Raw genomic sequence first — 21,719 nt, forward strand, 5'->3', positions numbered from 1 at the left:
CTATAACAGGTTGTCTTGGTAAAATGAAGAAGCGGTCATAGCCGCTTCTTTTTTAAATTTTAAACGATGAGGTGTCTGAGTGAAAAAGAAACAGCAGTCTTCTGCGAAATTCGCGGTTATCCTTACGGTTATCGTCGTTGTGTTATTGGCAGGGATCGTTTTGATTAACAATAGTACACAGCAAAGCAGCGAAACGGTTTCGAGTCAGCCGTCCATTAAAGGACAGCCTGTGCTCGGCAAGAATGATGCGCCTGTAACGGTAGTGGAATTCGGAGATTACAAATGTCCTTCCTGCAAAGTATTCAATAACGACATTTTTCCAAAAATCCAGAAGGACTTTATTGACAAGGGCGATGTGAAATTTTCTTTTGTAAATGTTATGTTCCACGGTAAGGGTTCAAGGCTGGCGGCTCTTGCATCAGAGGAAGTATGGAAAGAAGATCCTAACTCTTTCTGGTCATTTCATGAAAAGCTGTTTGAAGAACAGCCGAATACAGAGCAAGAGTGGGTAACACCTGCGTTACTGGGAAATGTCGCAAAGAGTACAACGAAGGTCAATCCTGCTACGCTGAAGGAGAATCTCGATAAAGAAACGTTTTCTTCGGAAGTGGAAAAGGACTCTGAGCTTAATAATAAATTAAACATTGTAGCGACCCCAACCATTTATGTGAATGATAAAGTCATTAAGAAATTTGGCGATTATAGCGAGATTAAAAAAGCGATAGAAAAAGAGCTGAAAGGAAAGCAGTAGCATGAAAAATAGAATTGTATTTTTATATGCTTCCTGGGTCGTCGCTCTTATCGCCATGCTGGGCAGCCTGTATTTCAGCGAAATCAAAAAGTTCATCCCGTGTGAACTGTGCTGGTACCAGCGAATTCTCATGTATCCACTTGTCCTTATTTTAGGGATCGCAACATTTCAAGGTGATGTCCGCGTAAAGAAATATGTGCTTCCGATGTCGATTATCGGAGCATGTATTTCGATCATGCATTATCTGGAACAAAAAGTGCCGGGATTTAGCGGGATAAAGCCTTGCGTAAGCGGTGTGCCTTGCTCTGGCCAATATATCAACTGGTTCGGTTTTATTACAATTCCTTTTTTGGCGCTGATTGCCTTTATCCTCATCATCATTTTTATGTGCTTTGTCAAAGGAGAAAAATCTGAACAATAGAAAAAAGCATCCGCATAAGCGGGTGCTTTTTTTAACGGTACCAAGCTTTGTTTGTTGTAATCTGCCTGTTGTGGGCACTGTCCCACGTATCGACGGTATAAGAATAATCATAGTTCATGATGCAGCGGATGCCGCTTCCTTGTGCGTCATGAGAAAGTCCGAAGTTATGGGAGAACTCGTGCTGGGCCGCTTTTGCCGTATTCGCTGTTCCTTGATCAAGGTTGACGCTGAATGCCGGACCGCTCGGCTTTCCGTTGTATACGTAAGCAATGCCGCCTGCGTCAAAACTTGATTTTGCAGTAAAACCGGCAACAAATTTATAGTTTTGGGATCTGAAGCTATTTTGGAGATTAGAGAGAATTTGAGAGCTGTTTGAGCCGGAAGAAGTCCACGGCTGGACGGCCTGCACAACAAAATCAATGTCATGATCCCGGTTAAAAGCCACATCGGCCTGTTCGATAATTTGGACAATTCTTGTCTGCCAGTCACTGTACTTTGCGCGGTATTCAGCATCCGCTACAGCGAGTACGCTCACCTTTTGGCTTCCGGTGCCTGCTTTAGTTGAAGCTTTGTCTTCCCTAACATTTGCTTTATAGCGTTTTTTGCCGACTTGCTTGCCGTTTTCGTCCAGAATCTTTGTGTCGACTGTTTGTTCGATTTGAACCTTTCCGTTATAATCTTTAAAATCTTTTGCCTTCGGAAGCGAATCCGCATAGGTTGTTTTCGCCTTCTCCGCATGATGGTGATGATCGTGGCCGGCCTCAAGATTTCCCGCAGATGTCAGGCCCGGAATAATACCCGCTGTAAGCAAAACTGAAAAAGCAATTGAACGCATTTTCATCCATGATTCCTCCTTTTTTTTACAGTAGATGTATTCACTGCACATAATGAAATACCTTCTTCTATAGTTAAAAACAGGAAAATTGTTCTGGCTTTTTTTAGTTTCCAGAGGGCAATGTAACTGTTTATAAAATGGAATGATGCCGAAAAATAAGCTATGGTCCCGGCTGCTTCAGCATTATTATCTGATCTTTCTAAATTTATCTTTTTTTCTGTGTAAATGAGGTTGATTTTAGAGCGAAGCGATTATAAAATCTAGAGGTCGTCAGAAAATTTCATAAATATAAAGGGAGTCAGAGGAATGGCTTGGGAACTGCTCAGTGTAATTGGTATCATTGCGTTTGCGGTCAGCGGCGCGATTGTTGCGATGGAAGAAGAGTATGATATTTTAGGAGTTTATATATTGGGAATTGTCACAGCGTTCGGAGGGGGCGCGATTCGCAATGTGCTGATTGGAGTGCCCGTTTCGGCTTTATGGGAGCAGGGCGCATTCTTTCAAATCGCTTTAGCGTCGATTACGATTGTTTTCTTGTTTCCGAAACTGTTGTTGAAGCATTGGAACAAATGGGGAAATTTATCGGATGCGATCGGCCTCGCTGCCTTCACGATTCAGGGAGCGCTGTATGCCGTTAAAATGGGGCATCCGCTTAGTGCGGTCATTGTCGCGGCTGTACTGACGGGAAGCGGGGGCGGAATTGTTCGCGATTTACTTGCCGGAAGAAAGCCGATGGTGCTGAAAGCAGAAATTTATGCCGTTTGGGCGGCGCTGGGCGGTTTAATTGTCGGTCTCGGCTGGATGGGAAACTCGGTCGGGCTATACGTGCTGTTCATTATGCTCGTGGCATGCCGCGTCTGTTCATATATGTTTAAATGGAAGCTGCCAAACCGTTCCTTTTATGTGAATAACTAATATACAAAAAAACCGATATCCAATAGGAATCGGTTTTTTTCATTATAAATAACCCAAACCTTGAACTCAGGTGGGCAAATATGTTAAGATGAACTGTATTTAGTATTTTTTTGTATATATTAAATTTATATCCAATTTAATTATACAGTATTTTGTCTTCGCTTGTCAAATACTTTCCGGAGGTGCCGTTCATGGAAAAAGAGAAAAAGGAATGGGAACAGGAGCAGTCGAGAGTCGAAGCTGTACTGACAGAGCTGGACAAAAAACAGAAGAAGCTCGAAACATCAGCCGGCGGGTTAAAGCATGATATTATCGGCATCAGAAAAAACTTTTGGGAGGACGTCACGGTTAACATGGATGACGCTCATGAAGCTGCCGAAACGTTTTCCAGCATCAAGCAGCAGGCTGAAATTCTGTCTGAAAGGGAACGGAGCCATCGGCACATATATCGGCAGATTCAAAATATAAAAAAATTAAGGGCATCTCCTTATTTCGGGCGGGTTGATTTTATTGAACAAGGAGATCAGAAACCGGAACAAGTATACATTGGCTTGACCTCATGTATGGATGAGAATGAGGAACGCTTTCTCGTCTACGATTGGAGGGCGCCGATTTCAAGTCTCTACTATAATTATTCCCCAGGAAAAGCTGAGTACGAGGTGCCGGGTGAAACGATAGAAGGAGAGATTGTGCTGAAGCGCCAGTTTATGATTAAAAACGGCACGCTTAAGGCAATGTTTAACACAGATATGACAATCGGGGATGAGATGCTGCAAGAAGTGTTAAGCAGCCATTCGAACACCCAAATGAAAAACATCGTGTCTACAATTCAAAAAGAGCAAAATCAGATTATCCGTAATGAAACAAGCAAATATTTAATCGTTCAGGGAGCTGCGGGAAGCGGAAAAACATCCGCGGCGCTTCAGCGAGTTGCCTATTTGCTCTATCGGTGGCGCGGGGTGATTGATGCCCGGCAAATTGTGCTGTTTTCCCCAAACTTTTTGTTTAACAGCTATGTGTCCGCCGTGCTGCCTGAGCTTGGAGAAGATAACATGGAGCAGACAACGTTTCAGGAGTATATCGAGCATCGGCTTGGGAGGAAGTTTCAATGTGAAAGCCCTTTTGAGCAGTTGGAATATTGTCTGTCAGAAACAGAAGAGAAAACCGCTGCCACAAGACTGGCCGGTATTCAGTTTAAGTCGGCCTTGGCTTTTCAAGGATTGATTGACCGTTATGTCAACTGGCTTTCTTCCGAAGGGATTTTATTCAAAAATGTTGTTTTCCGGGAAGAAAAGCTGATCACAAAAGAGCAAATACAAACCTATTTTTATTCGCTGGCACAAAGCATTTCCATCCCGAACCGTATGGAGCTGACCGCGGAATGGCTGCTGTTGGAAATCGGCAAAATGGAAAAGAAGGAACGGCGTAAAGAATGGGTTAATCAAGACATCGAGCTTCTCGACAAGGAAGAGTTTTTAGAAGCCTATAAAAAGCTTCAAACCCGTGAGCAATTCAGCGAGCATACCTTTAACGATCATCAAAGAGAGCAGCAGCTGCTGGCGGCCATGATCGTAAAGAAGGCGTTCAAACCGATTAAACATGCGATCAAACAGCTTGCTTTTATTGATGTAAAACAATTGTATCTCCAGATGTTTGCTGATTGGGGCGATAATAACGCAACTGAGCAGTGGGAAGCGATTGGAAATCTGACTCGTGCGAGTTTTGCGCAGCACTTGCTGCATTATGAAGATGCGGCGCCTTTTCTATATATGCAGGATAGTATTGAAGGCAGGAAGCAAAACACACAGATCAAACACCTGTTTATCGACGAAGCTCAAGATTATTCAGCATTTCAGCTTGCGTATTTGCGAAGCTTGTTTCCCGCCGCAAGAATGACCATTCTTGGCGACATCAATCAGTCCATCTACGCGCATGCGATGAATGGCGCTCAGTGTATGGATGCCTGTTTTGAAGAAAATGCCGCAGAATATATCCGTTTAATGAGAACCTATAGATCAACAAGGCAGATCGTTGAATTTACAAAAGGGCTGCTCGTCGACGGGGCGGAAATTGAACCTTTTAACCGGAATGGAGAAAAACCCCTCCTACAAAAGACGGAAGGACGGGCAGAACTGCACGCGCAGATCAAAGACACGATACAGCACTTCAAGAAAAATGGGCACGAAACCATCGCGGTTATATGCAAAACTGTTCAGGAATGCAGACAGGCGCACAATGAGATCAGCAAGTATACGGACATCCGGCTGATCGATAAAGAAAATCAAACGTTCCAAAGGGGAGTCTGTTTGATTCCGGTTTATTTGGCAAAAGGAATCGAATTTGACGCGGTGATTGTCTATAATGCATCAGGCGAACAATACAAAACCGAGTACGACCGCAGGCTGTTATATACTGCTTGCACGCGCGCTATGCATGCTGTAACAATATTTTATCTAGGTGAAGCAAGTCCGTTTTTGGAGGCTGTTCCATCTCATTTGTATGAGAGCAAATAAAAGAGTGACGGGAACATTACAGTAATATAATGCCGAGAGAGAAGGGAAACCTTCTCTTTTTTTGTGAGGATATTCTGAGTCTTTTAATAGATTTCAAGCCGGCTTATTGGAGAAGTGTACTGAAAACAATCCATTCAAAAAGGAACAAAAGCAAGTACAATTATTTCTAGTTATCATTAGTAATCTTAATCGTTATCATCATGTTTATCTATTTTACTTAATTCTTATATTCCGGTAAAGTTCAATAAGAAGCTTTTTTTAAAAAGACCAACTATTTAAAAAAATGACGTACGATGAGTTTATATTCTTTGTGAGGTGGATATCGTTGCAACTTCAGGTAATGAACAGTCCGTTTAATCAGGAGCAGGCAGAGCTCCTTAACCGCCTTCTGCCGACCTTGACCGAATCTCAAAAAATCTGGCTGAGCGGTTATCTTGCCGCAGCCCAGTCTGGTTCTGTCCAAGGAACAGCGGAAGCGCCGGCGGCGCTTCCTGCCGGGGATACGGCGCAGACGATTTCAAAAGAGGTGACCATTCTTTACGGATCACAGACGGGCAACGCGCAGGGGCTTGCGGAAAATACGGGCAAGACGCTTGAAGGCCGCGGCTATCAAGTAAATGTTTCGTCCATGAGCGATTTTAAGCCGAACAATTTAAAGAAAATAAAAAATCTTCTTATTGTGGTGAGTACACATGGAGAGGGCGACCCGCCGGATAATGCATTGTCATTCCATGAGTTTCTTCATGGCAGACGGGCGCCGAAGATTGATGATCTCCGTTTTTCTGTTTTGGCGCTTGGAGACAGCTCCTATGAGTTTTTCTGCCAAACAGGAAAAGAGTTTGATGCCCGTTTGGAAGAGCTCGGCGGCACACGGCTTTCTCCGCGGGTTGACTGCGATCTTGACTATGATGAGCCTGCGGCAGAATGGGTTGAAGAGGTCCTTGGCGGCTTGAGCGAAGCGCAAAGCGGTATGGCTGAGCCAACTCCGGCAGCGGCGCCTCAATCAGGTGAGTCGGCATATACCCGAACAAATCCGTTCAGAGCAGAAGTGCTCGAGAATATCAATTTGAACGGACGCGGTTCAAATAAAGAAACACGACATATTGAGCTGTCGCTTGAAGGATCAGGCCTCACATATGAACCGGGGGACAGCCTCGGCGTTTATCCGGAAAATGATCCGGCTCTTGTCGATATGCTTTTGGAGGAAATGAACTGGGGCCCGGAAGAAGTGGTGACGGTCAATAAACAAGGAGACGTTCGTCCGCTCAAAGAAGCGCTTATTTCTCACTTTGAAATTACCGTTTTAACCAAACCGCTTCTTCAGCAGGCGGCGCAGCTTTCTGTGAACGAGGATTTGCGTGAACTGTTATCGCCGGGCAATGAAGAAAAAGCAAAGGCGTATCTTGAAGGCCGCGATGTGCTTGATCTGGTCCGCGATTTCGGTCCATGGGGCGTATCTGCGCAAGAATTTATCGCAATTCTCCGGAAAATGCCGGCCCGCCTTTATTCAATTGCGAGCAGCTTATCAGCGAATCCGGATGAAGTGCATCTGACAATCGGCGCTGTCCGGTATGATGCACACGGCCGTGAAAGAAAAGGCGTTTGCTCGATTTTGTGCGCGGAACGTCTTCAGCCGGGAGATACATTGCCGGTCTACATTCAGCATAACCAGAATTTTAAACTGCCGGATAACCCTGAAACACCGATCATTATGGTTGGCCCGGGGACAGGCATTGCGCCGTTCCGTTCCTTTATGCAAGAGCGCGAAGAAGCGGGAGCGGAAGGGAAATCATGGGTGTTTTTCGGCGATCAGCATTTCGTGACGGATTTCCTTTACCAGACGGAATGGCAAAAGTGGCTGAAGGACGGCGTGCTGACGAAAATGGATGTTGCGTTCTCGCGTGATACGGACGAAAAAGTATATGTGCAGCACCGCATGCTTGAACACAGCAAAGAAATGTTCGCGTGGATTCAAGAAGGAGCGGCTGTTTACATTTGCGGAGATGAGAAGCACATGGCGCATGACGTGCATCAGGCTCTGATTGATATTATCGAAAAAGAAGGCGGCATGAGCCGCGAAAAAGCGGAAGAATACTTAGCGGATATGCAGCAGCAAAAACGTTACCAGCGTGACGTATACTGATTTTGGTTTGAAAGGAGTTTTTTCAACATGGTGAACAACATTTTAAAAGCACCGGAAGGCTCTCCGAGTGATGTTGAGGACATTAAAGAAAAAAGCGACTATTTGCGCGGCACACTCAAAGAAGTGATGCTCGACCGGATCAGCGCCGGAATCCCAGATGACGACAACCGCTTGATGAAGCACCACGGTAGCTATTTGCAGGATGACCGGGATCTCCGCAATGAACGACAAAAGCAAAAGCTTGAACCGGCGTATCAGTTCATGCTGCGCGTCCGTATGCCGGGCGGTGTTTCGACGCCGGCTCAATGGCTTGTCATGGACGACTTGTCCCAGAAATACGGCAATAATACCTTAAAGCTTACAACACGTGAGACATTTCAAATGCACGGCATTTTAAAATGGAACATGAAAAAAACAATTCAAGAGATTAATGAGGCTTTGTTAGATACGATTGCGGCTTGCGGTGACGTGAACCGTAACGTCATGTGCGCTTCAAATCCATATCAGTCTGAGATCCATACAGAAGTGTATGAATGGTCCAAAAAGCTGAGTGATGATCTTTTGCCGCGTACTAGGGCATATCATGAGATTTGGCTGGATGAGGAAAGAGTGGCCGGGACTCCGGAAACCGAAGAAGTCGAGCCGATGTACGGTCCTCTTTACTTGCCGCGGAAATTTAAAATCGGTATCGCTGTTCCTCCATCCAATGATGTTGATGTTTTCTCACAAGACCTCGGCTTCATTGCGATTGTGGAGGAGGGCAAGCTTGTCGGTTTTAACGTGGCAATCGGCGGGGGCATGGGGATGACGCATGGTGACCAAGCGACATATCCGCAGCTGGCTAAAGTCATCGGATTCTGTAAACCTGAGCAAATGTATGATGTAGCGGAGAAAGTGATTACGATTCAGCGTGATTACGGAAACCGTTCCATCCGAAAAAACGCGAGATTTAAGTATACAGTTGACCGTCTAGGAGTGGAAACGGTCAAAGCGGAGCTGGAAAACCGGCTCGGCTGGAGCTTGGCGGAAGCAAAGGCTTTTCATTTCGACCATAACGGCGACCGCTACGGCTGGGTAAAAGGTGTAGAAGGCAAGTGGCATTTTACGCTCTTTGTTGAAGGCGGCCGTATTACCGATTATGACGATTACAAACTCATGACGGGATTACGTGAAATTGCAAAAGTCCATACCGGCGAATTCCGGCTGACATCAAATCAAAACTTGATTATTTCAAATGTCACAAGCCAGAATAAGGATGCCATCAGCAACCTGATTGAAAAGTACGGGCTGACAGACGGAACGCAGCATTCAGCATTACGCCGCAGCTCCATGGCGTGTGTCGCACTGCCGACATGCGGACTGGCGATGGCGGAAGCGGAAAGATATTTACCGGTTCTTATTGATAAAATAGAAGACATTGTGAATGAAAACGGCCTTCGTGATGAAGAAATCACGATTCGTATGACAGGGTGCCCGAACGGATGTGCGCGCCATGCACTCGGCGAAATCGGGTTTATCGGGAAAGCGCCGGGCAAATACAACATGTATCTGGGTGCGGCCTTTGACGGCAGCCGCCTAAGCAAAATGTACCGCGAAAATATCGGTGAAGAAGAGATTTTAAGCGAACTGAATGTGCTTCTTTCCCGCTACGCGAAAGAACGGAATGAAGGGGAGCACTTTGGTGACTTTGTCATCCGCGCCGGTGTCATCAAAGCAACGACAGACGGAACGAATTTTCATCATGAATAAAGTGTATCAGAGACAGGATGGCATGCCTGTCTCTTTTTTTATCATTTAAAAGGCAGAATCAGGCCATTCTAATAAGGAATGGGTAAAGGCAGTCGAAAAAAGGATTTTTTTACTAAGGCAAAAAAGTTCCCAGTAAGCATAATATGAGAAATTTTCTGCAAAAAAGGGTAACATATATAGAGAGACTAGTGTGGACGAAACTCATATCGTATGGAATTATGATGAAAAACAAAGCCTTCATCTTCTCCTGCAAAGCACATCAAGACACAGGAAAACCATCATTTGTAATGAATGTTTTAAACATGCAGAGATTGAGGAGGTCGTGCATTTGGAAATATTTTTAGTTGTCCTTGTTCTACTAACCATTATTGCGATCTCAAATATCGTGAATCGGTTTATCCCTTTTATTCCGGTGCCGTTAATTCAGGTGGCGCTTGGAATCTTAGCAGCTGCATATCCGCGGGGGCTCCATTTTGATTTGAATCCCGAATTATTTTTTGTCCTGTTTATCGCACCGCTGTTATTCAACGACGGAAAGAGAACGCCGCGGGCGGAGCTTTGGAATTTAAGAGCGCCGATCTTACTTCTGGCTCTCGGCCTCGTGTTCGCTACCGTAATTGTCGGAGGGTATACGATTAATTGGATGATTCCGAGCATTCCGCTTCCTGCCGCATTTGGGCTTGCGGCCATTCTGTCGCCTACAGATGTGGTGGCGGTAAGTGCTTTATCAAGCAGAGTGAAGATGCCAAAAGGAATTCTCCGCCTGCTTGAAGGAGAAGGGCTGATGAATGATGCATCGGGACTTGTCGCCTTTAAATTTGCGATTGCGGCAGCCGTTACGGGAACTTTTTCATTAGCGGAAGCTGCCTTCAGCTTTGTGCTCATCGCTGCCGGTGGTTTATTGAGCGGTGTGATCATCTCCTTTTTGATCATACGCTTTCGGCTTTTCCTTCGCCGTCTCGGGATGCAGGACGTCACCATGCATATGCTGATTCAGATCTTGACTCCCTTTGTCATTTATCTGGCAGCTGAAGAAATCGGTGTTTCCGGCATTTTAGCAGTTGTGGCAGGCGGAATTACCCATGCGGTGGAACAAGACCGTCTGGAATCTTCAATGGTGAAACTGCAAATTGTATCATCAAGTACATGGAGTATTATTCTATTTATTTTAAACGGTCTGGTCTTTGTTATCCTTGGAACGCAGATTCCTGATGTTATATCTGTTATCTTTAACGATACGGCATTTAATAATATGATGGTGATCGGTTATATTCTTGTCATCACCTTTACATTGATGCTTCTCAGGTTTCTTTGGGTGCTGTTCTTCTGGAACGGCAAGTGGTTCTTTAATAAAGACCAAAATATTTATAAACCGGGCCTTCGTTCAACGTTATTAATCTCTATTTCAGGCGTACGGGGAGCGGTTACGCTTGCGGGTTCGTTTTCGATTCCTTACTTTCTGGCGGACGGTACGTCGTTTCCTGAGCGAAACTTAATTATCTTTTTAGCGGCCGGCGTCATTTTGTGCACACTTGTCATTGCCAGTATCGTGCTGCCTATGCTGTCTGATAAAGAAGAGGAGAACGTGAAAGAGGAGAATGAAAAGCTGATGACAGCGAGACGCAAGCTGATTAAAACAGCCATTCATACGATAAAAGAAGACCTGAACGATACAAACAAAACAGCGTCCTTAGCGGTCATTGCCGAATACAATGAGAAAATGAAAAATCTTCGTTTTCAGCAATACACGACCAAAAGCCGTGTGAAAAAATATGAACGCAAACTCCGCGCTCACGGAGTGAAGGCTGAACAAGCAGAATTGATGCGGCTGCTTGACCGCGGAGAGATCCCTGAAGAAACGGCGAACAGCCTTCAGGAAAGATTCAATGAATTAGAAATGCTTTATGCCAATCCGTTTAAGGTTGGTTTATCAAAAACAAAGCTGAAACGCCTTTTGTATTGGATCTTTTTCGGACAGCTTAAAAAACCGGAAATGTCGATTCTGAATGAAGAGGGCTTGATCCGGTCAACCAGAGTGAAAACAGCTAAAGCAGCAATAGAAAACCTGAAAAAACATACGACAGATGAAAATAAAGAAGTGACGTACTCTGTGATCGCGTTTTACAATCACTTGATTTTCAGATTGGAACAGGGCCATCATGAGCAGAAATCGAATTCCCATTTCGAAAATCAAAAGCTTGAAGTGAAATTGAAGGCTGTGCAGGCCATACGAAATGAAATCCAAACACTTTTTGAGGAACGGGAAATTTCCCGCGATATCACCCATCAGCTCCGTCAGTATATTAATGATGTGGAAGCTGCGATGCTGGAGGGCGGAGATTAATTTTTACACAAAAAAGCTGGCGGTTAAGAATCATCGGTCTTATCCGCCAGCTTTTTTTGTGTATGTTAAGGGCGATGGAATTCGACAGTATTGTCATTTCGGTCAAACCAGCCTCGGAAGGCCCAGTTAATCCAGCCGCCGTCCCCTTTGTTAGTGAAGCTTCCGTCTTCAAATACCCAGATTCCGTAAGTAATGCCGTCATAAACAGCTGATCCGTAAAATTTGACGCCATTAAAGTGATCCTCATATTCTTGGCTTAGATTAAACACCATGACATTATACTTTTGGCCTGATGCATAGAAAGAGGATTCCATTAAGTTTTTCACAAATCCGTCCCGGTTCTGAGCTGATTTAATGGAGTCAGCAATTTGGTTGGCGATTCCTAATACATCAACATTAACATTTAAACCGACTTCGGCAGCCGTTGTACCGGCCGTCGATTGTTGTGAAGCCTTAGGCGCGGGGGGTTCCTCAGCAGAAGCAAAAGAAATAGGAGCGAGTGATAAAACGGCACCAAGCATAAGGGTCATAGGGATACGAGAACGTTTCATGTGTTTCCTCCTTTAAAAGTTTTGGGTACAGTTTGCATTTACCCCTTATGCTGTTTTATATTCATATTTCTATAAAAATGAGAAAATATTGGTAGATTTATTGCTGGCCTAATAACCTTTTACTAGAAAATGTACGTTTATATTATGAAAAAAGGAGGGGGTACGCCATTTTTTTGAACGAAAGCAAAAGTGGCTGTTTTCTCCGTAGTGCTATTGCATCAGAAGAAGGTTAACCGTTTTGCTTCATTCAAGGGAAAAAATCTATTTTTTAGGCAGCCCAAAGCAGCAAAGCTTATTATTGGTTTCCGTTGGTAAGAATATGAGATAATAAAGGGGATAATTAGAATTCGAGAGAAAAGGTGGTTGTTCAAAGTGGTTGCAAGTTTAAAGGATACTGTAAAGTTGCATAATGGAGTGGAAATGCCGCGATTTGGTCTTGGTGTTTTCAAAGTGGAAAACGGAAGTGAAGCGACGGAGTCCGTAAAAGCGGCAATCAAAAACGGATACCGCAGTATTGATACGGCTGCTATTTACAAAAACGAAGAAGGTGTCGGAGCGGGCATTAAAGAATCCGGCGTTGCCAGAGACGAGCTGTTCATCACATCTAAAGTGTGGAACGAAGATCAAGGGTATGAAACGACACTTGCTGCTTTTGAAAAAAGCCTTGAAAGGTTAGAACTTGATTATTTGGATTTATATTTGATCCATTGGCCTGGCAAGGATAAATATAAAGATACTTGGCGCGCCCTGGAAAAGCTGTACAAAGACGGCAAGGTCCGCGCGATCGGCGTAAGCAACTTCCAAGTTCATCATTTGGAAGAACTGCTTAAAGATGCGGAAATCAAACCGATGGTAAACCAGGTTGAATTCCACCCGTGTCTTACACAGGTTGAACTAAGAGAGTATTGCAAAAAGCAAGGCATTCAGGTTGAAGCGTGGTCTCCGCTTATGCAGGGCCAGCTGTTAGACAATGAAGTGCTGAAACAAATTGCTGAGAAACATAATAAGTCCGTTGCCCAAGTTATTTTACGCTGGGATTTACAACAAGACGTCATTACAATTCCAAAATCAATTAAGGAACACCGCATTATAGAAAATGCAGATATCTTTGATTTTGAACTATCTCAAGAAGATATTGAAAAGATCAATGCGCTGAATAAAGATGAACGTGTCGGACCGAATCCGGACGAGCTTCTTTTCTAAGCAGCAAAAATCCCCGCCGGCAGGCAGGGGATTTTTTAGTTCAATTCAAACTTGATAGTTAATTGTTGATTTGTTCTGTTATTTCATCCATCGTTTTATTCTTATCGATTTGCATGGAAAGTGTGATGAGATATCCGTCAGGGTCTTGTAACACAAGCTCGCGAGCGTTCCATGGGCGGTCAATAGGGCCTTCTATAATTTTAGCCTCTGCGCTTTTTGCTTTATCAAAAAAAGAACCGACATCATCTGTCGTCACGTTTAATTTAACTCCCTTTCCATTGATGTCTGTATTCATTTGTGCAGATTCCAATAAGATGTCTTGATACTTTTTGCCGCGAATATGTGCCATCACCTTTTTCCCGTCCTTACCCGTCAATTCAAAAACCGATTCAAAGTGAAGCACAGCTTTATACCAGCTAAGCGAACGTTCTATATCACTTACTGACAATTTGACAAACAAAGGCATTGGATAAAATTCTGTCATGATTACACCCCTTTTTTGAAGTTACATATAAGATAAATGATCACGTAACGGGAGGGTCAAGCAAAAACAGAAAAAGACCGGAGCAATGTTACGGCCCTGGTCTTTGTGACAATTTAAGCTGATTTTTTTAATTGAATCAAAAATAACATAATGAAAGAAATGACGATAATGCAGATGACCCAAGCCCAGGCGAGAGAGTTGCTGCCTGAATCCATGGCTACGTAAATCGCAGTCGGCAGAGTTTGGGTGACACCGGGAATGTTTCCGGCAAACATCAGCGTGGCGCCGAATTCACCAAGTGCCCGGGCCAGACTGAGAATGCTACCGGACAGCAGTGATTTAAATGCGAGCGGAACAGAAATGTACATGAAGACCTGCCACCTGCCGGCTCCGTCTATTTTTGCGGCGCCTTGAATGTCAGGGTCGATGTCAGCAAAGCCTGTTTTCGCTGATTGGTACATAAGCGGAAAGGCGACAATTGCCGAAGCGATGACTGCGGCCCACCATGTGAAAATAACGGGACGGTCAAACATCCATTCTATCGCTTGTCCTGCTATGCTGTGTTTTCCGAAGATCACAATCAAAATAAAACCGACGACTGTTGGCGGAAGTACAAGCGGCAGCATAAAGATTGTTTCGACGACGGTTTTGCCGAAAAAACGCGCCCTTGCCATCCATGCGCCTGCCAGTGTGCCAAGAATGATAACGGCGATCCCTGCCGCCGCGGCGACTTGAAACGACAGAAGAACAGGCGTGAAAAACTCGGAAGCCGTGATGTTATTGGGCAGTAAATCCATATTTCTCAAACACTTTCATCGCTTCATCCGTTTGCAGATATTCGTAAAATTCCTTTGCTTCTTTCCGATGCTTTGTATCTTTTACAATGCCCAGCGGATAGACAATCGGGCTGTGAGTGTCGGCATCTGCTTCATCGGCAATCTCCGCTTTTTTGGAGACGAGCGCATCTGTTTTATAGACAATGCCCGCGTCGACATTTCCGGTCTCCACATAGGAGAGCACTTGCCGCACATCTTTTCCGTATACGATTTTGTCTTTTACTTTATCCCATAATGACAGCTTTGTCAGTGACTCCTTCGCGTAGGCTCCGGCGGGAACGGACTCAGGTGTTCCAAGGGCGATTTTTTCTGTTTCTGACTTTGTGAGATCATCGAAATGCTTCACAGGAGAATCGCCGTTTTTGGGCACAACAAGAACGATTTCGTTCCCGACTAGGTCCGTGCTGTCCTTTTTGGCGATATCACCGTCGTCTACAAGCTTTTGAAATTTATCCTCAGCCGCCGAGAAGAATAAGTCGGCTTCCGCGCCTTGGGAAATTTGTTTTTGCAAGGCCCCTGAAGAGCCGTAATTGTCTTGAATGGTAATGTTTGAGTGTGTCTTTTCATAATTGTTTTGGATTTCCTCTAACGCATCCTGAGCACTGGCAGCCGCTGAAATGGTCAAGGTGACGTCTTTGTCGGCATCCTTTGACGTTTGATTGGATGAACACCCTGCGGCAAGTAAACAGACGGTCATGGCTGTTGCTGTTAAGATCAAGTTCTTTCTTCTCATAACTGCACTCCTTATCATTATATATATCTAATTATCATTAATTATAACGTATTGAGGTCTTCTTATGTGGTTTTTTTCAAACATGTAAAAAGGTATAATAACAGTGGAGTGTGATAACGATGAGCGAAGTCTCTTCCTATACAATCGAAGAAGTCGCGGGCCTGCTGAAGGTTTCAAAGCTTACCGTATATGATCTGATAAAAAAAGGCATGATTCCCGCTTATCGGGTTGGAAGGCAAATGCGGGTTGATGAAGAAGATTTGAAGCTGTATAAAGCAAAAATGAGGATGCCGCAACAGGCGCCCCGTCATGAAGAACCAAAAACGTCAGATACACTGCAATCGGGCGAGAAAGAAACGGTCATTATCAGCGGCCAGGATGTGTCCATGGATTTGCTCAGCAAACAATTGGAGAAGGCCATTAAAGAAACGCCGCTTCGTAAATACAGCGGGAGCTTAAACAGCCTCATCGAAATGTATCGGGGACAGTGTGATATTGTCAGCTTGCATTTATACGATGCGGAAACCGGGCAATACAATATTCCTTATGTGAAACGCATTCTGTCTGGCGAACCATTCTGCTTGATTAATGCCGTCATTCGCCAGGCAGGATTATATGTTCAAAAGGGAAATCCGCAAAACATTCAAGGCTGGGAAGACCTGAAAAGAACCGATATCCGGATCGTCAACAGGGAAAAGGGCTCAGGCGCAAGAGTGCTGCTTGATGAACAGCTTGGCGTGCTTGGTATAAAGCCGTCTGGCGTAAAGGGATACAACGATATTGTGACTGATCATTTTTCGGCTGCCTCTCAAGTCTCAAGGGGGCAGGCGGATGCGGGCGTAGGCGCACAGCACGCAGCCCATATGGGGAACGCCGACTTTATACCGCTTATCGAGGAACAGTACGACATCGTCATCCTGAAAAAAAATCAAAAGCTGCTCGACACTGTAACAGACATCCTGAGTTCAAAAGAATATAAATCTCATCTTTCACAACTAAACGGATATGATACGAAAATGAGCGGCAGAATGGTATATGAAACCTAAAAAATCCCCCTTTGTCAAAAGAGGGATTTTTCTTATTGCTCATAAAACCGCAGCAGGTCGCCGTTTAAAATTTTATCAGAAAGCGACAGCTCTTGATTTGCTTTTTCGCCAAAGGACTTACATTCGTTTTGGTCTTCAGCTGGTTCTCCGGTTTTCTGGCGGTAGCACGTGTTTTTGGTATAAATATAATCATTTGTGATAAAGCTGCCGTTTCTTAACACGGCGAATGGTGTTCGGTCTTTTGAAAATAGATCGTTTCCGAACTGAATGTCTCCTTTGGTTTCAATGCCAAGGAGGTGCAGAAGCGTCGGTCTGACATCAATCTGTCCCCCCACATCAGAGACGGTTTCAGGCTGTTGATCCGTCACGCCGGGAATATGAATAATGAAAGGAACACGCTGCAGCTGTACCGTGTCGTACGGTGTGATCTCATCTTTTCCTAAAAACTCGCCAAGCGCCTTGTTATGTGCTTCAGAAATTCCGTAGTGGTCACCCATAAACACGATCATTGAATTTTCATACTGACCTTCTTTTTTCAGCTTGCTGATAAAATGCTTTAACGCTTCATCCTCATAACGGACTGTCGTCACATAACGGTTTAACAAGTCGCTGCTTGAATCATACTCGTCAATCAGTTTGTCCTTATCATCAATTTCAAACGGAAAATGATTAGTTAATGTAATGAAATTGCTGTAATAAGGCTGAGGCAGGTTTTTTAATTTACTTGCGGATTGCTCTAAAAACTCCTTGTCCTTCAATCCCCAATTGGTTGATGTTTCAGGTGCGACTGTAAATTCATCCACGTCAAAAAAACGGTCAATTCCAAATGATTTGTACATCACATCTCTGTTCCAAAATCTCTTATGGTTAGCGTGAAAGACGGAAGTATAATAATGGTGCTGTTTTAATGATTTGTACATGGTTTGGAACGTATTATCGCTTTTCGTGAAAAAAACTGCTCCGCTTAAAGAAGGGTACAATGAGTTGCCGACAATAAATTCAGAATCGGACGTCTTGCCCTGCTCTGTTTGCTGGTAAAAATGATCAAAGTTGTAGCTTTTCTCGACCAGGTTATTGAGGAAAGGGGTAATCTCTTTTCCATTTACTTTTTCATGTAAAACAAAGCTTTGTGTTGATTCGAGCGTCACAAAAATGACATTGCGGCCTTTCGCCAGCCCGAATTTGTTTTTGTCAGGTTTGCTGTAATCTGCTTTCGTGTAATTTTCAATCGTTGACAGGCTGTCTTCATCAGCAAATGCTTTCGCGCTGACATTTACCGTCTGTGAAATCGTGTCATACACATGAAATTGAAACAGCCCGATGCTTTTCACAAGCACTTCCCTGTCAAAGGAATGGGTCAATAGCTTCGGCTGTTCGGCTTCTGCAAGAGCCAGATTGAACAGAATCATTCCGGCCGAAACCGCGTAATACTTTTTGATCGTCCCGGACGCGGTTTTTTCGGCTGGCCCTTTATGGGTTCTTGCAAGCCACGCCAGCACCGCCAAATCCAAGAGCAGGGCGATAAACAATGGATTGAACAGCTCTTTTACACTGCTGCCCATATCTCCCATATTGCTGGCTTGGAAAAGAACCGGTATGGTTATGAAATCAATATAAAACCCATAAAAGATGGTATTTGATATTAAAATAATTGTTAGGACCAAATTGGCAATGAGCAAAAAGAGCCGCTGTTTGTTCCCTTTCAGCAGCAAGCCGATCCCAAACAATGGGATTATAAAGCTGAGCGGGTTCATCAGCAAAATGATCTCCTGCAAAAAGGAGTCAATCTGCAAATCAAAGCCAAGCTTATAAATCAAATAGGTTTTTATCCACATAAACAAGACGGATAAACATAAAAACCACTGATTTTTAAAAAAGGTTCCGTTCATATGTATGGCTCCTCACGTACAAGCATTGGCACAAAAATAAGTGTCCCTTATGTAAAGCTACTAAAAAAAGCTGCGCCGGGCAATGAAAAAGCGGCTCCCATGTGCCCGTGGAACAGCTCATAGAAGTAATAGCATGAAATAATCGTCAAGCCCGCTAATACAAGCTGCTCTGAAAAGCTGCCTGTTCTCATATAAAAGGGAAGCCGAATGCGGATGGTTGACGGAAACAACAGCTTAATGCCGTTAACCGTCCACGCATCAAGCAGTAAGTGGCTCGCCATTCCGACCATTAACCCGGCCTGGATATTTTGGTTCGGAATATATGTAGTGATGATAAAAAACATAATCAGCATAAACAGCAGGCTGTGTGTAAACGTGCGGTGCCCGAATACTGAGCTGATGATCTTTGATAATAAAGGAAATTTTCTCCCGATTTTACTTCTTGTATGGCATATATCCGGCACCAATGCCCCAAATGCTCCGGACGCTGCCATAAGAACAGGATCATAACCGTAATAATAAGCAATAGCCGTACAAGAAGCGATGCCTCCCATGATGTGTGTTTTCCCTGTCATTTCTCGCTTCTCCTTTTTATCTTTTGCCAAAATCTCTGAATTACAAATATATCAAGAGAATGCCTGTTTGAGCAACAGAACTTTGTCACGATAAAAGCATATCATTTGCTTCAATGGAAAAAATCACCCTATAATTGCTTTATGGTAAAGATACGACACAACAAAGGTGCTAAGACATGGATAAAGGTAAACAAGGCATTATGAAAGACATCATTCATACACAATTTGAAGTGAATCGGGCAGTAAGAAAAAAACTGTTTCAGACAGAGCGGACGATTACGCCCACTCAAATGTATATGTTAAGTCTGCTCGATAAAGGGGAAGCATCGACCGTTTCTGAACTGCGAAAGCGGCTTGATTTAACTTCAGGGGCGGCAACGATAGCGATAAACCGTTTAATCGAAGGGCAGTATATCAAACGGGAACGGGATCAAGGGGACCGCCGTGTTGTCCGTTTATCTTTGACTGATAAAGGGATGGAGATTTATCAAAAATTAAATGACCAATTTCAAGTGACATACAGTCAATTGTTTAAGGACTTTTCAGCTGAAGAATTGGAACAGTTCCTTGTGTTTTTCAACAGAATGAAGGAACAGACGATGCTGTAAATGCAAGACAATTTGTATATTATTTAAGAAAAAAGCCACATTAAAAGTGTACCCATTTTTCTTAAAGAGGTGATACTTTTGGCTTTCTTTAATAAAGATAAAGGCAAACGTGACGACAAAGAAAAAAACGTCATCCAAGGCGCGCTTGACGATGCCGGTTCTGCCCTTAAAGATGATCCGCTTCAAGAAGCGGTACAAAAAAAGAAAAACAACCGATAACAAAAAGCGGATAGGGCTTGGCTCTATCCGCTTTTTCCATCTGTTCCCTTTGACAGATCTTTCTTTCTCTGATAACCTTCTTGAGTAAATGAATAAATAAATCCTCACTCTTTCTCAGTGAGGTAGAGGTTGCGCGGATGATAAGTCACACATGCCAGGCTGACAGGAGCTGTTAAACATGTGTAAAAGGCATCAGCGCCGAAGTGTGAAGAAAGCCGATCCTTCTTCATGCTGGGACTGTATCTGAATAAGTGCAGGACTGCCGCGTGCTTTTTCGCGGAGGGCTATCCGGAGATCAAGGGTGTGTGTTTCTTTAAGCATGGACTTTTGTTCAGGCTTTTTTTATATTTTAAAATGATCTCGGGTTCTGTCCGTATTTACAAGAATGTTGGAGGTACTGGAATGGAACAGACAAAAAAATGGGGTTTTTGGTTATTAACGGCGTTTGTCGTTGGAAATATGGTCGGATCAGGCATTTTTTCTTTGCCAAGCACGCTCGCGGAAATTGCGAGTCCGCTCGGTGCAGTATCAGCGTGGCTGTTAACGGGAGCCGGCGTCCTTATGATCGCTCTCGTCTTCGGACACTTATCGATTCGCAAGCCTGAGCTGAAAGCAGGGCCGCAAAGCTATGCGAGAGCGCTGTTTCAGGACCGAAAGAAAGGCAATGCCGCCGGATTCACAATGGTGTGGGGTTACTGGGTGGCAAGCTGGATCAGCAACGTGGCGATCATTACCAGCCTTGCCGGTTATTTAACATCGTTCTTCCCGATTTTAGTGGATAAACGCGTGCTGTTTGCGCTGGGCAGCCAGGAGGTTACCCTTGGGCAGATTTTGACGTTCGGCGTGTGCACGGTACTTCTTTGGGGAACACATGCGATTCTTGTATCAAGCATAAACGGAGCAAGCAAACTGAATTTTATCACGACGTTTTCAAAAGTTTTAGGATTTGTCTTTTTTATTGTTGCAGGATTATTCGTGTTTCAAACGGCTTTGTTTGGTCACTTTTATTTTCCGATTCAAGGTGAAAACGGCACAAGCATCGGTCTTGGCGGCCAGGTTCATAACGCGGCCATTTCTACTCTATGGGCCTTTGTCGGCATTGAATCTGCCGTCATTCTGTCAGGCCGCGCATCCTCACAGCGGGATGTAAAGCGGGCGACGATTACCGGATTGCTTATTGCACTGGGCATTTATATTATTGTGACGATGATTACGATGGGTGTGCTTCCGCATGAGAAGCTCGTCGGGTCAGAAAAACCGTTTGTCGATGTGCTTTACGCGATCGTCGGAAACGCGGGAAGCGTCATTATGGCGCTGCTTGCGATACTTTGCTTGTTCGGTACGATGCTCGGCTGGATTTTGCTCGGCTCAGAGGTGCCGTACCAAGCGGCAAAAGCAGGAGACTTCCCGGCGTTTTTTGCTAAAACAAATAAAAAGGGAAGCCCGGTAAATGCTTTGATTATCACAAATGTCATGTCACAGGTCTTTATTTTTTCCGTCATATCACGGACGATCAGCGACGCATTTACCTTTTTAACAACAGCGGCCACTTTGGCGTACTTAATTCCTTACCTTGTCTCGGCGATCTACAGCTTTAAGCTCGTATGGAAAGGCGAAACGTATAATGAGCTGAAGGGCTCCAGAGTGAGAGACGGAGTTATTGCGCTTCTTGCTTGCGTGTATTCCCTGTTTGTTATTGTGACCGGAACAGCGGATTTAACAACATTTATTCTCGGAATCGGACTATTCTTTGTCGGTCTGGTGATTTATCCGTTTGTTTCTAAGAAATTCAAGCAGGAAAAATAAGTATAATAAAAGACGCCTGACATTCGTGTCAGGCGTCTTTTTGATGATTAAAAAATGATCTCTCTTGTTAATGTAATCAAAAATGTTTCGCTCCATTC

General features: G+C 44.1%; 19 protein-coding genes and 1 riboswitch. Of the genes, 12 read left to right on the top strand and 7 right to left on the bottom strand.

From position 1 onward, the window contains the following. The first annotated feature begins 79 nt into the window (after nucleotides 1-79). Nucleotides 80-751: a disulfide bond formation protein BdbD gene (bdbD, locus tag GXP75_RS09145; RefSeq protein WP_242556645.1), complete on the top strand. Its 672-nt coding sequence runs from the start codon at nucleotides 80-82 to the stop codon at nucleotides 749-751. A 1-nt stretch (nucleotide 752) separates the two neighbouring features. Beyond that, nucleotides 753-1,172 (top strand): disulfide oxidoreductase, encoded by a 420-nt coding sequence (locus GXP75_RS09150; RefSeq protein ID WP_003326925.1) that lies wholly within the window; start codon nucleotides 753-755, stop codon nucleotides 1,170-1,172. Nucleotides 1,173-1,203: 31 nt separating this feature from the next. Here GXP75_RS09150 and GXP75_RS09155 read toward each other — a convergent pair whose 3' ends face one another. Next, on the bottom strand, nucleotides 1,204-2,013 hold the full coding sequence (locus tag GXP75_RS09155; protein WP_106047057.1) for a zinc-dependent metalloprotease: 810 nt from the start codon (nucleotides 2,011-2,013) through the stop codon (nucleotides 1,204-1,206). A gap of 300 nt (nucleotides 2,014-2,313) precedes the next feature. On the opposite strand from GXP75_RS09155, the gene GXP75_RS09160 reads away from it, so the two are divergent. From GXP75_RS09160 to GXP75_RS09180, 5 genes are all read left to right on the top strand, one after another. Then, nucleotides 2,314-2,922 carry a trimeric intracellular cation channel family protein gene (locus GXP75_RS09160; RefSeq protein ID WP_010789927.1) on the top strand — a complete coding sequence of 203 codons (609 nt, stop codon included), beginning with the start codon at nucleotides 2,314-2,316 and terminating at the stop codon, nucleotides 2,920-2,922. A 191-nt stretch (nucleotides 2,923-3,113) separates the two neighbouring features. After that, the gene (gene helD / locus GXP75_RS09165) at nucleotides 3,114-5,435 is read left to right on the top strand and encodes an RNA polymerase recycling motor HelD (RefSeq protein ID WP_242556646.1); all 2,322 of its coding nucleotides are present in this window, start codon (nucleotides 3,114-3,116) and stop codon (nucleotides 5,433-5,435) included. 325 nt (nucleotides 5,436-5,760) lie between these two features. Next, nucleotides 5,761-7,578, top strand: coding sequence for an assimilatory sulfite reductase (NADPH) flavoprotein subunit (locus GXP75_RS09170; protein WP_242556647.1), 1,818 nt, complete (start codon nucleotides 5,761-5,763; stop codon nucleotides 7,576-7,578). 27 nt (nucleotides 7,579-7,605) lie between these two features. Continuing rightward, entirely contained in the window at nucleotides 7,606-9,327 is a 1,722-nt protein-coding gene (cysI, locus tag GXP75_RS09175) for an assimilatory sulfite reductase (NADPH) hemoprotein subunit (RefSeq protein WP_242556648.1), read from the top strand. A gap of 328 nt (nucleotides 9,328-9,655) precedes the next feature. Beyond that, on the top strand, nucleotides 9,656-11,671 hold the full coding sequence (locus GXP75_RS09180) for a Na+/H+ antiporter (protein WP_242556649.1): 2,016 nt from the start codon (nucleotides 9,656-9,658) through the stop codon (nucleotides 11,669-11,671). A gap of 65 nt (nucleotides 11,672-11,736) precedes the next feature. Here the strand turns inward: GXP75_RS09180 and GXP75_RS09185 are convergent, their stop codons facing one another. Next, the gene (locus tag GXP75_RS09185) at nucleotides 11,737-12,222 is read right to left on the bottom strand and encodes a stress protein (RefSeq protein WP_242556650.1); all 486 of its coding nucleotides are present in this window, start codon (nucleotides 12,220-12,222) and stop codon (nucleotides 11,737-11,739) included. Between the two features lie 372 nt (nucleotides 12,223-12,594). Here GXP75_RS09185 and GXP75_RS09190 point away from each other — a divergent pair, with 372 nt between their 5' ends. Next, nucleotides 12,595-13,425: an aldo/keto reductase gene (locus GXP75_RS09190; protein ID WP_003326936.1), complete on the top strand. Its 831-nt coding sequence runs from the start codon at nucleotides 12,595-12,597 to the stop codon at nucleotides 13,423-13,425. Nucleotides 13,426-13,483: 58 nt separating this feature from the next. Here the strand turns inward: GXP75_RS09190 and GXP75_RS09195 are convergent, their stop codons facing one another. From GXP75_RS09195 to modA, 3 genes are all read right to left on the bottom strand, one after another. Beyond that, nucleotides 13,484-13,909 (bottom strand): VOC family protein, encoded by a 426-nt coding sequence (locus tag GXP75_RS09195; RefSeq protein WP_214916587.1) that lies wholly within the window; start codon nucleotides 13,907-13,909, stop codon nucleotides 13,484-13,486. A 113-nt stretch (nucleotides 13,910-14,022) separates the two neighbouring features. Next, nucleotides 14,023-14,715 (bottom strand): molybdate ABC transporter permease subunit, encoded by a 693-nt coding sequence (gene modB / locus GXP75_RS09200; RefSeq protein ID WP_242556651.1) that lies wholly within the window; start codon nucleotides 14,713-14,715, stop codon nucleotides 14,023-14,025. Further along, the gene (gene modA, locus GXP75_RS09205) at nucleotides 14,687-15,478 is read right to left on the bottom strand and encodes a molybdate ABC transporter substrate-binding protein (protein ID WP_214916591.1); all 792 of its coding nucleotides are present in this window, start codon (nucleotides 15,476-15,478) and stop codon (nucleotides 14,687-14,689) included. Before modA ends, modB begins: the two co-directional genes overlap by 29 nt. A 119-nt stretch (nucleotides 15,479-15,597) precedes the next feature. On the opposite strand from modA, the gene GXP75_RS09210 reads away from it, so the two are divergent. After that, nucleotides 15,598-16,524: a substrate-binding domain-containing protein gene (locus GXP75_RS09210; RefSeq protein WP_214916593.1), complete on the top strand. Its 927-nt coding sequence runs from the start codon at nucleotides 15,598-15,600 to the stop codon at nucleotides 16,522-16,524. 32 nt (nucleotides 16,525-16,556) lie between these two features. On the opposite strand, the gene GXP75_RS09215 is transcribed toward GXP75_RS09210, so the two are convergent. Together GXP75_RS09215 and GXP75_RS09220 are read right to left on the bottom strand one after the other, a co-directional pair. Continuing rightward, nucleotides 16,557-18,413, bottom strand: a complete 1,857-nt coding sequence (locus GXP75_RS09215; protein ID WP_214916595.1) for an LTA synthase family protein — start codon at nucleotides 18,411-18,413, stop codon at nucleotides 16,557-16,559. A 47-nt stretch (nucleotides 18,414-18,460) separates the two neighbouring features. Next, nucleotides 18,461-18,988, bottom strand: a complete 528-nt coding sequence (locus GXP75_RS09220) for a metal-dependent hydrolase (protein ID WP_061570675.1) — start codon at nucleotides 18,986-18,988, stop codon at nucleotides 18,461-18,463. A gap of 176 nt (nucleotides 18,989-19,164) precedes the next feature. Here GXP75_RS09220 and GXP75_RS09225 point away from each other — a divergent pair, with 176 nt between their 5' ends. The 3 genes from GXP75_RS09225 (at nucleotide 19,165) to GXP75_RS09235 (ending at nucleotide 21,621) form a co-directional block, all read left to right on the top strand. Next, nucleotides 19,165-19,596, top strand: coding sequence for a MarR family winged helix-turn-helix transcriptional regulator (locus tag GXP75_RS09225; protein WP_214916597.1), 432 nt, complete (start codon nucleotides 19,165-19,167; stop codon nucleotides 19,594-19,596). A gap of 78 nt (nucleotides 19,597-19,674) precedes the next feature. Further along, complete coding sequence (sspJ, locus tag GXP75_RS09230) at nucleotides 19,675-19,815, top strand: small acid-soluble spore protein SspJ (protein ID WP_003326945.1); 141 nt, start codon at nucleotides 19,675-19,677, stop codon at nucleotides 19,813-19,815. A 115-nt stretch (nucleotides 19,816-19,930) separates the two neighbouring features. After that, nucleotides 19,931-20,110, top strand: a riboswitch (Lysine riboswitch). Between the two features lie 107 nt (nucleotides 20,111-20,217). Further along, nucleotides 20,218-21,621, top strand: a complete 1,404-nt coding sequence (locus tag GXP75_RS09235; RefSeq protein WP_061570673.1) for an amino acid permease — start codon at nucleotides 20,218-20,220, stop codon at nucleotides 21,619-21,621. The last annotated feature ends 98 nt before the right edge of the window (nucleotides 21,622-21,719 follow it).

The organism is Bacillus sp. HU-1818, from assembly GCF_022695965.1.
Classification (GTDB): domain Bacteria; phylum Bacillota; class Bacilli; order Bacillales; family Bacillaceae; genus Bacillus; species Bacillus atrophaeus.